Annotated in this window: 14 protein-coding genes; 11 read left to right on the top strand and 3 right to left on the bottom strand. The window is 54.6% G+C overall.

Annotation, left to right across the window (positions count from 1 at the left end):
• Positions 1–43 precede the first annotated feature (43 nt).
• The gene (locus ACI5FR_RS00805; RefSeq protein WP_405449010.1) at positions 44–1,012 is read left to right on the top strand and encodes a sugar phosphate isomerase/epimerase family protein; all 969 of its coding nucleotides are present in this window, start codon (positions 44–46) and stop codon (positions 1,010–1,012) included.
• Positions 1,013–1,082: 70 nt separating this feature from the next.
• On the opposite strand, the gene ACI5FR_RS00800 is transcribed toward ACI5FR_RS00805, so the two are convergent.
• The gene (locus tag ACI5FR_RS00800; protein WP_405449008.1) at positions 1,083–2,243 is read right to left on the bottom strand and encodes a serine hydrolase domain-containing protein; all 1,161 of its coding nucleotides are present in this window, start codon (positions 2,241–2,243) and stop codon (positions 1,083–1,085) included.
• 93 nt (positions 2,244–2,336) lie between these two features.
• A complete protein-coding gene (locus ACI5FR_RS00795) occupies positions 2,337–3,161 on the bottom strand; it encodes an AraC family transcriptional regulator (protein ID WP_405449005.1) in 825 nt (274 codons plus the stop codon).
• 196 nt (positions 3,162–3,357) lie between these two features.
• Between ACI5FR_RS00795 and ACI5FR_RS00790 the strand changes: the two genes are divergently transcribed.
• From ACI5FR_RS00790 to ACI5FR_RS00750, 9 genes are all read left to right on the top strand, one after another.
• Positions 3,358–4,356: a D-2-hydroxyacid dehydrogenase gene (locus tag ACI5FR_RS00790; RefSeq protein WP_405449003.1), complete on the top strand. Its 999-nt coding sequence runs from the start codon at positions 3,358–3,360 to the stop codon at positions 4,354–4,356.
• On the top strand, positions 4,353–5,567 hold the full coding sequence (locus tag ACI5FR_RS00785) for a glycerate kinase (protein ID WP_405449000.1): 1,215 nt from the start codon (positions 4,353–4,355) through the stop codon (positions 5,565–5,567). The genes ACI5FR_RS00790 and ACI5FR_RS00785 overlap by 4 nt, the downstream gene beginning before the upstream one ends.
• An 825-nt stretch (positions 5,568–6,392) precedes the next feature.
• Complete coding sequence (locus tag ACI5FR_RS00780; RefSeq protein ID WP_405448997.1) at positions 6,393–6,668, top strand: DUF2277 domain-containing protein; 276 nt, start codon at positions 6,393–6,395, stop codon at positions 6,666–6,668.
• On the top strand, positions 6,665–7,546 hold the full coding sequence (locus tag ACI5FR_RS00775) for a patatin-like phospholipase family protein (protein WP_405448995.1): 882 nt from the start codon (positions 6,665–6,667) through the stop codon (positions 7,544–7,546). The genes ACI5FR_RS00780 and ACI5FR_RS00775 overlap by 4 nt, the downstream gene beginning before the upstream one ends.
• 34 nt (positions 7,547–7,580) lie before the next feature.
• Positions 7,581–8,117, top strand: coding sequence for a hypothetical protein (locus tag ACI5FR_RS00770; protein WP_405448994.1), 537 nt, complete (start codon positions 7,581–7,583; stop codon positions 8,115–8,117).
• Between the two features lie 336 nt (positions 8,118–8,453).
• Positions 8,454–11,942 carry a CBM96 family carbohydrate-binding protein gene (locus ACI5FR_RS00765; protein WP_405449784.1) on the top strand — a complete coding sequence of 1,163 codons (3,489 nt, stop codon included), beginning with the start codon at positions 8,454–8,456 and terminating at the stop codon, positions 11,940–11,942.
• 205 nt (positions 11,943–12,147) lie between these two features.
• Positions 12,148–12,654, top strand: a complete 507-nt coding sequence (locus ACI5FR_RS00760; RefSeq protein WP_405448992.1) for an SRPBCC family protein — start codon at positions 12,148–12,150, stop codon at positions 12,652–12,654.
• A gap of 48 nt (positions 12,655–12,702) precedes the next feature.
• The gene (locus tag ACI5FR_RS00755; protein WP_405448990.1) at positions 12,703–13,179 is read left to right on the top strand and encodes a VOC family protein; all 477 of its coding nucleotides are present in this window, start codon (positions 12,703–12,705) and stop codon (positions 13,177–13,179) included.
• Between the two features lie 188 nt (positions 13,180–13,367).
• The gene (locus ACI5FR_RS00750; RefSeq protein WP_405448987.1) at positions 13,368–14,858 is read left to right on the top strand and encodes a sodium:solute symporter family protein; all 1,491 of its coding nucleotides are present in this window, start codon (positions 13,368–13,370) and stop codon (positions 14,856–14,858) included.
• Between the two features lie 83 nt (positions 14,859–14,941).
• Here the strand turns inward: ACI5FR_RS00750 and ACI5FR_RS00745 are convergent, their stop codons facing one another.
• A complete protein-coding gene (locus ACI5FR_RS00745; RefSeq protein WP_405448984.1) occupies positions 14,942–15,247 on the bottom strand; it encodes a hypothetical protein in 306 nt (101 codons plus the stop codon).
• 159 nt (positions 15,248–15,406) lie between these two features.
• Between ACI5FR_RS00745 and ACI5FR_RS00740 the strand changes: the two genes are divergently transcribed.
• Entirely contained in the window at positions 15,407–16,822 is a 1,416-nt protein-coding gene (locus tag ACI5FR_RS00740; protein WP_405448982.1) for a PQQ-dependent sugar dehydrogenase, read from the top strand.
• The last annotated feature ends 32 nt before the right edge of the window (positions 16,823–16,854 follow it).

Genomic DNA, 16,854 nt, shown 5'->3' with positions numbered 1-16,854 from the left:
CAATACTGGATCGAAAATCTAAATAGAGGGTGGGTGCGCTCGTATGAAATTAGGAGTGTTCGCGGTGTTATTCGCCGGTCGTCCATTGGAGGAAGCGTTGGATCACATCGCGTCCAAAGGTCTGCAAGCGGTGGAGATCGGCACGGGCAACTATCCGGGCAACGCGCATTGCGATCCGGACGTGCTGCTGCAGGATAACGGGAAGCTGGAAGCGTTCCGCAAGGCCGTGGAATCCCGCGGCCTGATCATCAGCGCGCTCAGCTGCCACGGCAATGCGCTCCATCCGCAGAAGGCGATCGCCCAGGGCTTCCACGACACGTTCGTGAAGACCGTCGATCTGGCGGAGCGTCTCGGCGTCCCTGTCGTCAATACGTTCTCCGGCTGCCCGGGCGACCATGAGAACGCGCTGTACCCGAACTGGCCGGTAGCTCCGTGGCCGAACGATTATCAGGAAATCCTGAAGTGGCAGTGGGAGCAAAAGGTGATCCCGTACTGGACCGAGTGGGGCAAATACGCGGCCGACCGCAACGTCAAGATCGGGCTCGAGCTGCATGGAGGCTTTTCCGTGCATACGCCGGGCAACCTGCTCCGTCTGCGCGAAGCCGCTGGTGAAGTGATCGGCGCGAACCTCGATCCGAGCCATATGTGGTGGCAAGGCATCGATCCGGTGCAGGCGATCCAGATTCTCGGCCGGGCCGGCGCGATCCATCACTTCCATGCGAAGGACACGTCGATCGATCCGATCAACGTGAACAAGCATGGCGTGACCGATATGCAGTCGTACACGCTGATGCTGGACCGGGCTTGGCAGTTCCGCACGGTGGGTTACGGCCACGATCTGAAGACGTGGGCGGACATCCTGAGCGCGCTTCGTCTCGTCGGCTACGACTACGTCGTGAGCATCGAGCACGAGGACGGCCTGATGTCGGTGGAGGAGGGCTTCTCCAAAGCCGTCAGCAACCTGCAGCAAATTCTCATCTCCGAGCCTGTGGGCGAGATGTGGTGGGTGTAAGGTAGGAAAAGGAAATCGCCTGTTTCCCGGTTTGGCCGGGGAGCAGGCGATTTTTGTTGCATGATCAAGCTCAATCTTCGATAGCAGCTATGATAGCATTATTGAACAAATTCATACAAGGGAACCAAACATGGTGTCCGTCATTTCTTTTGCTTTCCACCGAAAAGATGACCTGGACCGTTTCATAGTGCGGATCTACCGTTATATTGACTCCGCCCGCACCTCCGCAAACTAGAGCTCTCGGTGAAAACAAGTCGCCGCTATCTTTTTTGTTGCCGTTAACCGGCCAGCAATAGCCATAGGAGGCATTCACAAAAAATTGCGAACCATAAGTTGCCGAGACATGCGGAATCTGGTCCCGTGTCATTTCCGTCACGGCTGCGGAGCTCAAAATTCGTTCCTTTCCATATTTGCCCTTGTTCAAAAACAACTGACCAAATTTAACTATGTCAAGCGCGGTAGAATAGGCGCCGCCTGCCGCGGACGGCAACGCCAGCGCTTCTGGCGTATGAAACCAGTTCCCTCCCGGTACATCTTCCGATCTCCTAATCACATGGCTATGCCGTGATTCCGGGACAGTAAAGTAAGTATCGTTCATTTCCATAGGATTGAAAATATTTTCCCTGCAAAACTGTTCAAGCGATTGGCCGCTTATTCTTCGAATAATTTCACCAAGAAGCTCGACTCCATACCCGCAGTACGACATCTCCGTTCCGGGAGTCTTCCATAACGGTGTGTCGTAGCCTAGAAACAATCTTCGTTGAATCTCAGGGTGCTGGGTTTCTTCAGCCTGTGGGATGTCGACCAGCGCTTCTTTGTTTCTGGAATGTTCGGCGACATCCACATTGCGGAGACCGGAAGTATGGGTCATCAGCTGATGAACGAGCACTTTATGTTTGTCTTCTCCGACAAATTCCGGAATGTAGTACGATACGGGAAAGCTTAAGCAGAGTAATCCCCGTTCAACCAAGATCATGGCCGCTGTAGCCGTAATCGGTTTGGAAATCGACGCGAGCGGGAAAAGCGTATCGGTCGACAGTGGAGCTGCGTGTGCATCGGGGGATGCGGTCCCATAGGCTTTATGACTCACGAGAATGCCTTTACGAGCTGCTGCGATGACAAAAGCCTGAGATACTTTTTTATGAGCCCAACCTTGCACCATTTTTTCCATTTCCACAATTCTTTGCGGATCCAGTCCTGCTTCTTCCGGTGAGCCTTGCCTAAGCTTCATGTGCCATCTCCTCGTAATTGTTTATGAAATTCACCTCGTACTGGTAAATTCTACAACTCCTAAGGGAAATCCTTTCCGGATTATGAGCCCGCGCTACTCGTCCAACTGGCTGTCGGCGTTCCGGTATTCTTTGGGCGACATGCCGTACCGGGCCCGGAACATCCGATAGAAGTACGTGTAGCTGTTGAAGCCGGACGCTTCGGCGATTTGCTCCAGCGACATTTTGCTGAACAGGATGCGCTCCCGGGCGATGGAGAGCCGGATCTGCAGCGTATATTGCATAATGGACTGGCCGAAAATGGATTTGAACAGGTGGACCGCGCGGGAGACGCTTAACCCTACGTGCCGGGCCACCTCTTCCAATTTCAGCGGAGTGAGCGCGTGCTCCTCGATATAGCTTTTCATCTGAACGGCGAGGAACGACTTGCCTTTCTTCGAATAAAACGCCTGCTCCGACAAGATCCGCTCAATGCTCAGGCATAGAATGCGCAAGTAGTAGTCCGAGATTTCCTTCGAGCGCCCCTTCACCCGTTGCTGCTCCAGAGCCGCATGCCGGCACAGGTTGAGGATGTCTTCGCTGAGCGGGATGTGCGCCTTCCGCGGCTTGGGCGACTTGTTCCACCATTCGTCGAGCCAAGTGCCTTGGCAGAAAAAATAGTAGTCCCCGCTGAATACCGCGAGTTCTCCGTTCGCCTGCACCTCCGGCTCTACGCGCAATTCGTACCGGTCCGTAGGCTTGTAGAGCAGCAGGTCGCCCGGCTGAATGAGGACGAGCTCGTCCCCGACCAGGGCGCGGCAAAGACCTTCCGTCTGGAAGCGGATCAGGTAGTTGCGCAGCCCTTTTCGCGACGCGACTTGGAACGGTTTAGTATGGTGGGAATACCCGGCGGACAATACTTCGCATGTCAATGCATTCATGAGGGCACGCCTTTCACAGGAAAAGATAGGTATCGCAAATGTAGAGGCTCTGGGTTATTATGGCTAAATTTGGGCATTTTATGGCAAAATACGGTTCGATTGCGGGACATATTCGACACCATTCCAGAAATTCCTTTCCGAAAAGGGGAGGAAACCGGACAATTCGCACGAATTGTATTACGGTGAGGTGAGGCAGATGAACATTGTAGTGTTGGACGGGTACACACTGAACCCAGGCGATCTTAGCTGGGCGGCTCTCGAGGAGCTCGGCGATGTGACCGTCTATGAACGGACCCCGTCAGAGCTGATCGTTGAGCGGGCCGCTCAGGCGGACATCGTGTGGACGAATAAAACGCCGCTTCGGGCGGACGTGATTCAACAATTGCCGAGGTTGAAATATATAGGCGTGCTCGCCACCGGGTATGACGTCATCGATGGAGCGGCCGCGGCCGCACGCGGCATTCCGGTGACGAACATTCCGGCGTACAGCACGCATTCAGTGGCGCAATTCGTGTTCGCGCTGCTGCTCGAGCTTTGCCACCGCGTCGGCGCACACAGCGAAGCGGTGCGCGGCGGAGACTGGGCGGCTAGCGCGGACTTCAGCTTCTGGCGCTCCCCACTCGTGGAGCTGTACGGCAAGACGCTCGGCGTCATCGGGCTGGGCCGGATCGGCGAACAGACCGCTCGCGTGGCGCAAGCGCTTGGCATGCACGTGATCGCCTCGACGCGCAGCTCGAAGCCGGCGCCGATCGAAGGGCTGCGGATGGTGAGCCGGGAGGAGCTGCTGCGCGAGGCGGACGTCGTCTCGCTGCATTGCCCGCTCACGCCGGAGACGGCCGGCATGGTGGATCGGGCGTTCCTCGCGCAGATGAAGTCCAGCGCGTTCCTGATCAACACGGCGCGCGGCAAGCTCGTCGTCGAGGAAGACTTGGCCGCGGCGCTGAATAACGGCGTGATCGCGGGGGCGGGGCTTGACGTCCTCTCGGTCGAGCCGCCCGCTGCCGATCACCCGCTCACGCGGGCCGCGAATTGCGTGGTGACGCCCCACATCGCCTGGGCGACGAAGGAAGCGAGAGCCCGGCTGATGGAGACGGCGCTCGACAATTTGGTTGCGTTCCAACGCGGCGAGACGGTGAATGTGGTAAACGGAGTGAACAGCACGAACGGATGGAATGGAGGGACACATCAAGCATGAGCAGCACGGAACATAACGAAGCATCAGCAGGGAAGCTCGCCTCTAGGGGGAGTGGAGTTCGTATTGTGGTCGCGCCGGACTCGTTTAAGGGCAGCCTGAGCGCGGTCGAGGTCGCGCGGTCGATCGTAACCGGCCTCGGCCGATCGGGCCTCGAGGCCGACATCGTGCAGGTGCCGATGGCCGATGGCGGCGAGGGCACGGTCGACGCGGTGCTGACCGCCATCGGCGGCGAGCGCCGCACTCTAACCGTCACCGGCCCGATGGGCGAGCCGGTGGAAGCGTTCTACGGCGTGCTGGAGGACGGCACGGCCGTGATCGAGATGGCGGCGGCGTCCGGCCTGCCGCTCGTGCCCGAGATGCGGCGCAACCCGCTGCAGGCGACGAGCTACGGCACCGGCGAGCTCATGCGCGATGCGCTCGATCGCGGGTGCACGCGGCTCTTGCTCGGCATCGGCGGCAGCGCGACCAACGACGGCGGCATGGGCATGGCCCAGGCGCTCGGCGTGCGCTTCATCGATGCCGCGGGCCGCGAGCTCGTCACGGGCGGGCAGCAGCTCGAGCGCATTGAGCGCATCGACGTGAGCGGACTGCATCCGCGTCTCGCCGCGGGCGAGGTGCCCGTCGACGTGTGCTGCGACGTGACGAACCCGCTCTGCGGCCCGAACGGCGCGAGCGCCGTGTACGGCCCGCAGAAGGGGGCGACGCCCGCGATGATCGAGCGGCTCGACAAGGGGCTCGACCTGTACGCCATGCGCATCGCGATGTATCTGGGCGTCCGCGTTCGCGATGTGCCGGGCGCCGGCGCCGCAGGCGGGATGGGCGCGGGCTTGCTCGCGTTCTGCCAGGCGCAGCTGAAGCCCGGCATCCGCGAGCTCACCGCGCTCACGCGGCTCGAGGAGTCGATCCGCGGCGCGAGCCTTGTCATCACCGGCGAAGGCCGCACGGACGCGCAGACGGCGAACGGCAAGGTGCCCGCGGGCATAGCCGCCCTCGGGCAGCAGCACGGCGTGCCGGTCGTCTGCTTGTCGGGCGGCCTCGGCGACGGTGTGGAAGAGCTGTACGCGCATGGGCTCACCGCGCTGTTCAGCATCGCGAACCGTCCGCTGACGCTGGACGAGGCGATGCGCGAAGGAGCGGCCCTGCTCGAGCAGGCCGCGGAGAATATCGCGCGGCTGTATGCCGCGGGGCTCGTGGGAGGCGCCGCGAGCTAGGCGGGCGCCAAGGCAATAGAACGCCGTTCGGTCCTACGCAGGGTACTCCTGTGTACGGCCGAACGGCTTTTTTGATATTATCCTAACGGGATGCACCTTCACTTGTATGGCGACTTGGAGCCCGTAGTAACCGGAAAATGAGCCGGATTGGGATCTCGCACTGATAACTGCAGATGTGTATTTCCTCCGAAATACGGGCTTTGGGCACCTGCCTGAAGTGACGGAATCCGATGACCCGCTTCGGCCCCTGAAGGGCATGAGGTGAAACCCGTACACACTTGGCGCTTACATGAGAGGGAAAACCTCCCTCTCCTTGGGCCGATTTTACGACTTCCGGCGATATCAAGGGGAAAACCTCCCTCTCTTTCCGAGCGAAAGCCCCGATTGGACGGATTTCGATTGAAAAAGAGGGAGGAATTCCTCTACATGGAGCCGATCCGGCGGCCTATCTATCAAAAAGGGGGAGGAATTCCCCCTCATGCTGAAAGCGGGCGTTGAACGTACAGTGTCCGCCTTTGAAATCTTGTGCTACCCTCTGATTAAAGTACAAGATTTTGAGCAAGCGGTCCGAACCCCTCTGCCTGCCCGCCCCACGCGCCTAACTGAACGCCGCCGCCAAGGACCATCCGTCATGATTTTCTTAGCCTAGATTAGTACGGGCAATCATGCGCAGTAGTTGGGTTGGGGACAATCGATTAGGCTCATTTACGTCGGTTGCTCACTGGAATTGACCTTCCCAACAAGCTGCATGCCATCCGTCGAAATGTGTTAAACTGGAAGATAGCAGATTTACGTATAATCCCGTCTCACGAGAGGAGAACCGCCATGTGCCGCAACATCAAAACGTTATATAACTTCGACCCGCCCGCTACTGAAGACGAGGTCCGGGCAGCCGCGATTCAGTTCGTGAGGAAGCTGTCCGGCTTCAACACACCATCGAAGGCGAACGAAGCGGCGTTCAACCGTGCGATCGATGAGGTCGCGGAAGTGGCCCAGCGACTGCTGGACGCGCTAGTGACGAACGCCGAGCCCCGCAACCGCGAGGTCGAGATTCAGCGCGCCAAAGTCCGGGCGATCAAGCGATTCGGTACGGTGAAATGAGCGAGAGAGAAGGGAACGATTGGAGCCGCGTCGGCTTGGTGCTGGAAGGCGGCGGGATGCGCGCAGTGTATACCGCGGGTGTGCTGGAATGCTTCGCGGAGCACGAGGTCATCTTCCCCTATGTCATCGGAGTCTCGGCGGGCGCCTGCATGGCGACGAGCTACTTGTCCCGGCAGCGCCACCGGAACCGGGTCGTCAATATCGATTATGCGACGGACCCCCGCTACCTGTCCTGGGGGAATCTATGGCGCAAGCGGCAAGTGTTCGGCATGGATTTCATCTTTGACGAAATTCCGAGCCGATTGGTGCCGTTTGACTTTGAGACGTTTCTCACTACGCCGGAGCAGATGGTCGTCGGCACGACGGACTGCGAGACCGGCGAGCCGGTTTACTATGCGAAGAACGAGCCCGATTTCAATACGCTGACCGTGCTTCGGGCTTCCAGCTCGCTTCCGTTCATGGCCCCGATCGTGGAATACAAGGGCCGGAAGCTGCTGGACGGCGGCATCTCCGATCCGATCCCGGTCCGTAAGGCGGAGCTGGACGGGTGTCCGCGGAATGTCGTCATCCTGACGAGAAATGAAGGCTACCGGAAAAAGCCGAACAGCTACGGCTGGCTCCTGCGGCGCGCTTTTCGAGCTTACCCGGAGCTGGTTCGGGCGATGTTGCACCGCCATGAGGTATATAATGCTACCCTCGATTACATCGAACACTCCGCCAAGGAAGGATCCACGTTTATTATTCGGCCTGAGGTTCCTTTGGTTGTGGGGCGCGTGGAGCGTAATCCCGCCAAGCTCGAGGCCCTCTACCGTCAAGGCTATGAGGACGCCGAACGGCTGCTGCCCGCTTTGCGGGAATGGGCGGGAACAGGCCTGTGAAGCGTTAATTTCGGGTAAAAGGGGATAACCGGGATTGAAATGGTTGCGATGGATTGGAGTCCTCGGCGGACTCTTATGGATCATTAGCTGGACGAAGGTTTCCTTGTATCCGCCCGCTCCTGCAGGGGGATATCGGGAAGGCGAAGACGTTCATGGGATATTGATTGCCGCGATCCTCTTATTGGCCTTCGGCCAGCTGGTTTGGCTAAGCGCCGAACGAGCGTTTCTCGGGCTTGCTGCAAAGATCAGCTTGGGCGTTGTTCCGGTAGCGATTCTACTCATGGCGATTGGCCGGTTCAATCAAGCTTTGGGCGGCGATCCCCAGCCTGCTGTGGCAATCGGATGGATATTGACAGCGGTCAGTATGCTCACGCTAAGTTTCGCCTTGGGCAAACGTTACGCATTGTGGATTCGGGCTCTGATCTTGGTGGCGGCGATTTGTTTCGGGTTGCTGAGCGAGCAGGATTGGCGGTCGTGGCTAGCCTTGCCTTACGGCATGTGTTGGTCCATTCTGTTTCTTCTACATACGCGAAAGCGGAGCGCAAACGCCCGGGTCACATCCAGTCTGTGACTACGGAATGAGAGAGAGAGGCCCATGCTGACAGCATGGGCCTCTTCTTTCGGCTCGCCCTACCGGATGGGATCGACACTCCAGTCGCCTCAATCTAAACAATATCCAAGACGACCTAAAGAAACTCCATAACCTTCTATCTGAGCCATCCTATATAATCGAATTGAAAACGCTACCAAAACGAGGAAGAGGAGTGAAAGGATGCGATTCAAAATACGTAAGAAACTCGTACTTGGTCTATGCTTTATGCTTATCGCACAATTTTTCGCTATGGCTGTACCGAGCTATGCTTACGAGACGGACGCCGGCACAGCGGCCATAACCGATGATGCGGTGATAGACAGCAGCAAGCCGACGACCAATATCGATACTTCCACCAACGGCACAACCTCCGGCCTTTTTAGTATCAACTCAAGCGGTACTACCAAAAAGTATGCCTACTTTAAATTTAATTTGGCCGGGGTGAACAACCCGTCTTACAAATTCATTTTAAATCTCGGCGCTAAAATGGGCTCCAGCAACACCAATGTAGATGTATCTGTCTTAGGTGTTGAGGACACTGCCTGGTCGGAGAAAACCTTGACGTGGAATAACGCATCGGTTATCGATCCGGCCCAAGCGACGCCGATCGGCAAGTTTACAGTGAATACGCCGAACGGGTCCCCACCCGTCGCTTATTCTGTGGATGTGACGGAGTATGTCAGAGGCCACATGGCGGACGGCTCGGTGACGTTTATGGTCGGAGACATCGCGGCGAAAAGCATCTCCTTCAATCTCTATTCCAAGGAAGCGACCGGCTCCAATCCGAAGCCCTCGCTTATCGCCAAAAAAGTGATCGATACATCTAACGATGTGACCCCGCCCACTTGGCCTGCAGGCAGCATGTTATCCGCCGTGAACATGGGCATGGACTTCATCACCCTTAAATGGCCCCAGGCGACCGATGATATCGGGGTGACCCAATACCGCGTTTACCAAAACAATGAATTGCTGGCTACAGTGACAGAGGGAACCTCTTACAATGTAACCGGATTGACAGCGGGAACGGCTTACGCCTTCAGAGTGGAAGCGGCGGATTCCGCGGGCAATTCCAGCAGCAATGGTCCCGCTTCTACCAAGTCTACGCTCTCGTCGCCGATCACGGCGCTTGGGGTAGACGGAGTTACGGCTAGCAGCAACGATGGGAACATTGAAATCGGCACGCTGGACAATAACTTGTATACACGCTGGTCTGCCTCTGGTGACGGACAATGGATTATGTTTGATCTCGGTGCAACCCAGCGTGTCGGGTATCTCGGCATTGCCTTCTACAAAGGAGATGTGCGATCGACCCAGTTGGATATTCAGACCTCGGAAGATGCTGTGAACTGGGTTACCCGATTTACAGGCACGACCCCTTATAGAACGACAGCGATGCAAGCTTTCGATATTCCGGATACCGAGGCACGATACGTACGGCTTGTCGGTCACGGCAACTCGGACGGTTCTACCTTTTTCAGTTTGACGGAAGTGCATGTGTACGCACCGTTCAGCGCGGGAGATACGCCGGTTGCGACGATCCCTTATTTCATTCCAGGGCCGCCTCCGGGTACGGTGCCATTCACTCAGCCCGGCATGACGAATGCCGACGGATCGGCCCACCCGCTTCATACGCCCAACCCGGTCACCGGTCAAACGATGAATGTGCTCCATTACGGTGCGGACCCGGCGGACAACAGCCAGGACGATACGGCCGCGATTCAGGCTGCCATTCAAGCTGCGAAGCCGGGTGATGAGGTGTATTTGCCGAATGGGACGTATAATCTGATCACGTCTCCTGACGGAGTGATTAACATTTCGTTGAAATCGGGAATCAATCTGCGCGGAGAAAGCCAAACCGGTACGATCTTGAAAACCGGCTTGAATAAGGTTAGAAACAGCACGGCGCTTAAAGCGGCGGCGCAAAATAACGTGGCCATCTCCAATATGACGTTGACCTCATCCTGGAACGGCACCTATTCAACGGACACAAGAGCGAACAACCCGGATGGCGGAGGGCCGGACAGCCAAATCATTATTGCCAATGCCGGCGATACCCCGTCCTATAACGTGACGATTGACCATGTGACGATCGAGAAATACGGCCGAATGGGGATTCGGATCGATAACAGCCATGATGTCGTCGTACGTGACAGCCTGTTCCGAAACGCTGCCGATGTAGGTCCAGGCGGAGCCGGGTACGGCGTTGCCATCCAAGGGATGCCGAAAGTCGACCGATTGGGCTTTGCCAATGATACGATCTGGAATTTGGCGGAAAATAATACGTTCGAAGGCCCGTATCTGCGTCACGGAGCATTGATTCAAAACGTGGCACACAATAACGTGATTCGAAACAATGTGTTCCGCCGTTCGCAACTGGATGCGATCGATCTACACGGCGAATTGGAGTACTTGAACGAAATCCACGGCAATGTAATTTCGGATATTTACACCGGCGGCGGTGTCGGGCTTGGCAATACGGGAGGAACCGCGCCGAGCAACCACAGCGCATCCGGGCCGAAGAACTACATCCACGATAACCATATTGTGAATGCCAGGGACGGAATTTCGATCACCATGGGCACGCCGGATACGATCATCGAGCGCAACCTGATCGAGAATACGGTCCTTGCAGGCGGCACCGGGATCGATGTGATGAACGCACCCCGAACCATCATTCGCGGCAACACGATCCGAAACAGTACCGGAGACAATTTTTGGGCGATTTTATTAGAGCACGATTTCGGGGATCGGAACGCAGGCAACATCGGCCAAGGCGACCCGCAAGACATTCAGATTTTGGACAATCAAATTGTCGGCAATACCGGAGGCATTCAGGTTCAGGCCGGTACGGGAATCATCCTGCGTGGAAATACGGTAAGCCATAACGGTGTGAATTATGAAAAAAGCGATACCGCACAAATTGCCGAAGGCTGGCCTTCCGGGAACAACGATTTAAACGGCTTAAGATTTACTTCCGATAACGGAGCATCGCTTCCCGGGTTGACGCCGGTTTTCGATCCTGCCGTCACCCAGTATCAGTTGACCGTTCATGGAGCTTCAGCCCAAATTCAAGTGACACCGACAACTGCGGATACCCAAGCAACCGTGAAAGTGAATGGAGCTGCCGTAACCAGCGGTTCGGCCTCCAATCCGATCGAACTCGTTCCCGGAGTGAATCCCATTGAGATCGTTGTGATCTCGGAACAAGGCACAAGCAAAACTTATGGCATTACGGTATCGCTGGACGTTCCTCCTACAGCAACGGTTTCTTACAATATAACTTCACCGACCCATCAGGACGTGACGGCGACAATAGAGCCGAGCGAGCCGATCACAGTAACGAACAATAACGGTTCGTTCAGCCATGTTTTCAGTGAAAACGGATCATTCACGTTCGAATTCGTGGATGCGGGCGGCAACCGAGGATCGGCTACAGCGGTCGTGTCCAACATCGATAAAAGGGTGCCTACCCTGAATATCACCGTCGATAAGCCGGTGCTCGGTCCTCCGAATCATCAAATGATCCCGATCGAAGTGGAGCTGCAGGCGGACGGGACAGGTTCGGGGATCGCTTCCCTGGTGCTTACTTCCATCACTAGCAACGAACCGGATAACGGAACAGGCGATGGAGATACGACCGGTGATATTCAAGACGCGGATTTCGGAGAATACGATACATCGTTCAGCCTCCGTGCAGAGCGTTCAGGCAAAGGAACGGGGCGTATTTATACGATCATTTACACCATTACGGATGAGGCAGGAAACATCGGAAATGCTACAGCACAAGTGACGGTGCCTAATTAAAATAAAAGTACAGAATGGTGCGAACCTAACAGGGGTTCGTGCCATTTTTTATTTGAAAAATAAGTCAGAAAAATTGTATTAAAGTATTTACTTTATAAATAAAATGTTTTAATATAAATACAGGAACAAGTTACCACTTTCGAGGCCGTCATAGAGCAGAAATGGCGAAAGCCGCCCAAAACAAGACCAACCAGGAGGATTCCTAATGAACTCAGATTCGAACAAGCAAGACCTCGTTATCACCCGCGTTTTCGACATCCCGGTCGAGTGGGTATGGAAAGGCTGGACCGATCCCAAGCTGGTGCCGCTTTGGTGGGGGCCGGCGCATTATACCTCGCCGAGCTGCGAGATCGATCTTCGCGAAGGCGGGAAGTACTTGTTCTGCATGCGGGCCCCCCAAGATCAGGGAGGCCAAGACTTCTACTCCGCCGGCGTCTATACGAAGATCGTGCCTTATGAACGGCTTGAATTTACACAGACTCTGGCAGACGCAGACGGCAATTCCATAGACCCCGCTCAAGTGGGGATGCCGCCGGATTTTCCGAGAGAGGTCCGATTCGTCCTCGAATTCAAAGCCCAAGGCGAGGCCAGAACGGAACTGACGATCACCGAACACGACTGGACGCTGGGCCAAATGTCCAAATACGCCGTTATTGGCATGAACCAGTCGCTCGACAAGTTCGCCGCCGGCATCGGCCCGCTGTATCGTTAAGCGAACAAAAGCATCGATAAACTTAAAGATCCAAGGAGATGAACGTTCATGGCAAACAAAATCACCCCTTTCTTGTGGTTCAATGACAACGCCGAAGAAGCGATCCAATTCTACAGCTCGGTTTTCAAAAATGCGAAGACGTACGACATGACCCGCTATGGCGATGGTGCGCCGTTTCCCAAAGGAACGCTGATGTCCGCGACTTTCGAGCTGGAGGGACAGAGGTTCATGGCGCTGAACGCCGGGCCGCACTTCAAGTTTAACGAGGCCGTCTCGTTCTATGTGAACTGCGCGACGCAAGAGGAAGTCGACGAGCTGTGGGAGAAGCTCACGGCTAATGGAGGGGAACCCGGGCGGTGCGGCTGGCTGAAGGACCGATTCGGCCTGTCGTGGCAGATCGTTCCGACGGTTCTGGGCGAGCTGCTGGCTGACCCGGATGCCCGGAAAGCGAATAACGTTATGCAAGCGATGCTCCAGATGGATAAAATCGAGATTCAAGCTTTAAAGCAAGCATTAGAGAAATAAGAACGCCCAAAGCAGTTGTCGCAGATGAACCCTGTGACAGCTGCTTTTTGTTGTGCCCTAGCTTCGTGTGATCCAATTTGGATTCCTTTTCTGTTTCATACAATTTCGGTTGATTTAATAACATGATAGGGATGCGTGGTCTCGCGGGATACCTACTGTATGCGTGGAGCAGAAAGGAGATTGGTTCAATGTCCGCAGCGGATTGGGTGGTAATGGCGCTCTATTTTTTGCTTATGATCGCGATTGGGATCTGGTCGTTCAGGCAGGTGAAGGGCACGAAAGATTTTTTTACCGCCGGCGGCAAGATGCCATGGTGGTTGTCGGGGATCTCCCACCATATGTCGGGCTACAGTGCTGCCGTCTTTGTCGCTTATGCCGGAGTCGCTTATACTTACGGATTTACGCTATACATCTGGTGGGCCGTTCCCGTTGCGATCGCCGTTTTCTTCGGAGGATTATATATCGCTCCGCGTTGGGCGCGATTGCGTTTGCGGCTGAACGTCGAGTCCCCGATGGAGTATTTGTCGAGCCGGTATAATGTTCCGACGCAGCAGCTGATGGCCTGGAGCGGGGTGCTGCTGAAGCTGTTTGACGTCGGGGCGAAATGGGCCGCAATTGCGGTCATTCTGAACGTTTTCGCAGGGGTCTCGATTACGACGGGGATATTAGTGTCCGGGATCATTTCGCTATTCTACATTACGGTCGGCGGTTTATGGGCGGATGCCTTGACCGATTTCGCTCAGTTCGTGGTGCAATTGGTCGCCGGGATCGCCATGTTCGTCATCGTCTTAGTGAAATTAGGAGGCGTCAGCTCCATCGGCGGCATCTGGGATCAGCTGCCCCCGAGCCACAGCGAGCCGTTCGTCGGTCCGTATACGGTCGGTTTCGTCCTTGCCTACCTGCTGATCGATTTTCTGAGCTATAACGGGGGAACGTGGAATCTCGCGCAGCGTTATCTCGCCTCTCCGCGAGGCTCGGATGCCCGGAAGGCGGCATACTTGTCCTCGGCACTGTACTTGATCTGGCCGCTCATTTTGTTTTTCCCGATGTGGGCCGCTCCTCTGTTGTTCCCCGGATTGGCCAATCCGACCGAATCTTATTCCATTATGGCCAAAGAGCTGCTGCCGCCGGGTTTGGTGGGGCTCGTGCTGGCCTCCATGTTCGCTCATACGATGGCAATGACCACCTCGGACGCGAATGCCGTCACCTCGGTCGTGACCCGCGATATATTGCCGGTGTTGTCGGCGAAATACCGTGCGTTAAGGGAAAAGGCTTCCCTGCGGGCGGCCCGTCTCACCACCGTCATCTTCACCGCCGCGACGCTGATCATCGCCATAAACGCCAACTCCTTCGGCGGCATCCTAAGCTTGCTTATCACTTGGTTCGGAGCGTTGGTGGGGCCTATCTCCATTCCGATGCTGTTCGGGCTGCTGCCCCTTTTCAAGCATAGCAATTCGACGGCGGCCATCGTGTCCTGGGTAGGGGGAATTCTCACGTTTGTCCTTGTGAAGTATGTATGGGTCGCGGGTACCGCCGTCCTGGTAGCTTCACCCGTATTGGTCTCCGCCGTCATCTATATCGGGATGGGGTTGTTAAGACGCGGCCGTGGGGCCGAACCGGAGGTGGAGCGCCTTATGGAATCGTTGAACCGCGACCCGGATCAGGTGCAGCAGGTATAGATAGGTAAAGTCGGGAATTTCAAACAAAAGGACACCGCATTGGTGTCCTTTTATGATATGTCCATCGTATTAAGTTACCATCATTATGGTCCTGGGTTTAATCGAAAAGTAAAGGAAGTGGTTATACCTTGTTTTAATCTTAAGTCTACTGCATCATATGAGATTACTACCCTTGGTGTTTCTCCTAAATCATTGAATATTCGTACCCGAGTGGGTGATTTGAAACCAGCTGATCTTAACAGTGCTCTCATTTGTAGAACTCTTTTACTTCTGGGTGCTTGGGTGTCGCCAATAATATCTTCAAATTTTTTTCTGAATGGTACGTCGTTGGCCAATCTCGTAGATAATCTAGCAATTTGAAGCAATACTTGTCTCGCTGTGGCAGCCATAAGATCCCTCCTAAAAAATAAGCTAGGATATCTTATGAACCGATGAATGACAGTGCTTGTACAAATGCCTTGTCAGCTTCCATTTCCCTAATTTTGTACTAATGGAACCTTTCTAATCATATTTTTTATTACTAAACAATCAGAAGGAGTGTAAAGTTGTTGAAAAAAGTTAAGGTTCATTTACGGCCCCTTGTAAGTAAGCTGAATTTACCCACTGTATTAAAAACGACTCTACTTCCAGGCGATACAATAGAAAGGTTATTTATTGCTACCCAGGTAGGAGAGATCTTTTACATAGGAAATGGAGGTATAAAAACCTTTTTAGATATTCGTCCTCGAATCCTAAAATTAGGCGGTTCTGCCGGGGGATATGATGAACGGGGATTGCTAGGGCTGGCTTTTCATCCCGATTTTTATCATAACGGTCTATTCTATCTTCATTATTCCGTAGCCGGAACACAAGGTCCGGGGGCTCTTCCTCAACCATTTAAGCCGAACCCGTGCGATCCCGGGACTTTAAACCTCAAGTGGATCAATCGAGAAACTCAATACGATCATATCGATACCGTTGAAGAATGGAGTTTACAATCGAATGGCGAACCTCAAAAACGACGGACATTACTAAATTTAAGAAGACCGTTTCTAAATCATAATGGGGTCAACAGCTTGAACTTTTCACCTGAAACAGGCAAACTTGTATTAACAACCGGAGACGGGGGGTCAGCCTACGATCCCTTTAATTTAAGCCAGGACGATATGGAAATCGCGGGGAAAATTATGGAAGTGGATGTAAGTAACAATACCGGGATTCCAACTCCACCCGTAGTCACACGTCTCCATGAACTTCCCGTACCTATTCAGGAAACGCTTACGGTTATCGCCAAAGGCGTTCGAAATATGTCGGGCCTCTCCTTCCAAAGATTTCATAATCAGTATATCAAATATGCAGGGAATGTCGGACAGGATTTGGTAGAGTCGATTTTTTCATTCGTTCATTATAGACCCATACCGGTTCCTCAGCTTATTCAAGCTTCCCAAATGAATGCCGATCCGGGCCATGAAGGGTTTATTAACTTTGGCTGGCGAGGGTGGGAAGGTGCTTTTCCAACTCCGTTTATGAGGGACTGCCCGTCAAATCCGGCTTTGGATGAGAAAACATTGGCTTATTACAATGAAACCGTAACCACTTCCGTGAGGCGTCTTCCGCCTTTAACCAGTTATTTTCATAAGGATCCCCGACCCGATAAATTTGGAGGAACTGCTCTTACAGGCGTACAGCCCTATATGGGGAATGCAATCCCCGATTTAACCGGAAGCGTCGTGTTTATCGATATTGCGCGGCAAGAAGAATCCCGACCTCCGGTCAGAGGGGTTTTAGCTTATACCAGGGTAAGACCGGATTGCAAACTGAATGATTTTAGTGTGATTGAAACCGATTATAATTTCGGATCCCAATCCGCTTATTATGTGAGTCTGGGAACGAATCTGGATCAGTCCAGACTTTACTTAGGGGTTTTTGGCTCTATGAAAGTGGCTGATTATAACCAAGGTACCGTGTTTGAAATTATTCCCTAAAACCATAATCGTGGCGATGAGTCCGCGGCGCA

This window comes from Paenibacillus sp. HJGM_3 (genome assembly GCF_045062745.1).
Classification (GTDB): Bacteria; Bacillota; Bacilli; order Paenibacillales; family NBRC-103111; genus Paenibacillus_AA.
This window is presented reverse-complemented; position numbering and strand designations above follow the sequence as displayed.